Origin of the sequence: Plesiomonas sp. (assembly GCF_051650925.1) — a bacterium.
In the GTDB taxonomy this organism is placed as follows: domain Bacteria; phylum Pseudomonadota; class Gammaproteobacteria; order Enterobacterales; family CAMTGL01; genus Plesiomonas.
Window position 1 is genome coordinate 1 of the sequence record NZ_JBOFRH010000352.1, and the last position, 1,379, is coordinate 1,379.

General features: G+C 51.7%; 3 protein-coding genes. All 3 read right to left on the minus strand.

All coding sequences use genetic code 11. The annotated features are described in order from the left end of the window. On the minus strand, positions 1 to 644 hold a 644-nt coding region (modA, locus tag ACRC27_RS08100; RefSeq protein ID WP_438639627.1), incomplete at its 3' end, for a molybdate ABC transporter substrate-binding protein. Next, entirely contained in the window at positions 620 to 1,105 is a 486-nt protein-coding gene (gene moaE / locus ACRC27_RS08105) for a molybdopterin synthase catalytic subunit MoaE (RefSeq protein ID WP_438639628.1), read from the minus strand. The genes moaE and modA, both read right to left, overlap by 25 nt. 2 nt (positions 1,106 to 1,107) lie before the next feature. Next, complete coding sequence (gene moaD, locus ACRC27_RS08110) at positions 1,108 to 1,353, minus strand: molybdopterin synthase sulfur carrier subunit (protein WP_438629025.1); 246 nt, start codon at positions 1,351 to 1,353, stop codon at positions 1,108 to 1,110. Positions 1,354 to 1,379 lie beyond the last annotated feature (26 nt).

The window sequence follows — 1,379 nt, forward strand, 5'->3', positions numbered from 1 at the left end:
AGCAATATCTGCCCTTTGGGTTGACTAACCAACACATTCGGATACGCCACCAACCCCATATTGGCATTGCCAGTATCAACAAACTGATACGTCTGTGAAATATTTGCACCGGTAATTAACGTTAATGTAGGCGATTGCCACGCATTATGTTGCTCTAGCCATGCTTTTGCTGCACTGCCATACGGTGCAGTACGTGGGTTAGCAATAGCCAAACGGCCGCGCCATGCCTGTGGGTCAGCCAGTGAAACCGGCTCTCCGATATTCCACAAGGCCAGTTGCCCTTGTGCATAGGTAAAACGCGAACCAGCAACAGTGCGCTGCTCTTGTTCAAGTTTCTCCGGTCGCTCGGTATCTGCCGACAAGAGAACATCAAACGGCGCACCGTTGATAATCTGGGTATACAACACACCGCTAGAGGCCGAGGTTATGCGCAACTGATGCCCTGACTGGCGCGCAAATAACGGGGCAAGCGCATCGAGCGTCGGTTTAAAATTGGCAGCAACTGCAATATTGAGCGTATCCGCCTGCACTGCAGGGCTACTGATCAGCGCAGTACACACACTGATCACCACGGCCGCAAAATGCACTTTCCTAACCGCGTTATTGCCGCAGTGTGCACTCAGCTTGCGGAACAATCTGACCATCGCGCTGCCGCCTCTTTATCGCTATGTTTGGCCTCAACCCAGCGAGAACCCTCAGGAGTTTGCTCTTTTTTCCAAAACGGCGCACGCATTTTTAGGTAATCCATAATAAATGTGTTAGCTGCAAATGCGGCATCACGGTGCGCGCTGCTGACACCGACAAACACAATTTGCTCACCACAATGCAGATCACCCACTCGATGAATCACACAAATGCGGTGCAACGGCCAGCGGCTGCGAGCTTCAGAGACAATATCCGCCAACGCTTTTTCTGTCATCGCAGGATAGTGCTCTAAACGCAGCGCGACAACATCATCACCCTGATTATGATTGCGTACTTTTCCGACAAACGTGACAACTGCCCCGCTCTCATCATCGCACGATAACCAGTTGTGCTCTTCATCAAGACTAAACGGCGCTTCGCTAACCCGAATACGCGTCAGTGCTGGCGGTATTGTGCTCATCATCAGCCTCCGGTTACTGGCGGGAAAAAAGCCACTTCATCGCCATCGTGTAGCGGGCTGTCTAACGGCGTTAACGTTTGATTTACCGCCACCAGCAGTTTCTCTTTCTCTAGCGCCAATGCCCATTTATCACTACGCGCAGAGAGTTCAAGCCGCAACGCTTCCACCGTGGCAAATTCCGCGTTCAGTGTCAGCATATCTTCGCCCACCAGCTCACGCACTTGCGCAAAAAAAAGCACCCGAATCATTCGCTCACCTTAAACTCGCCCGATTT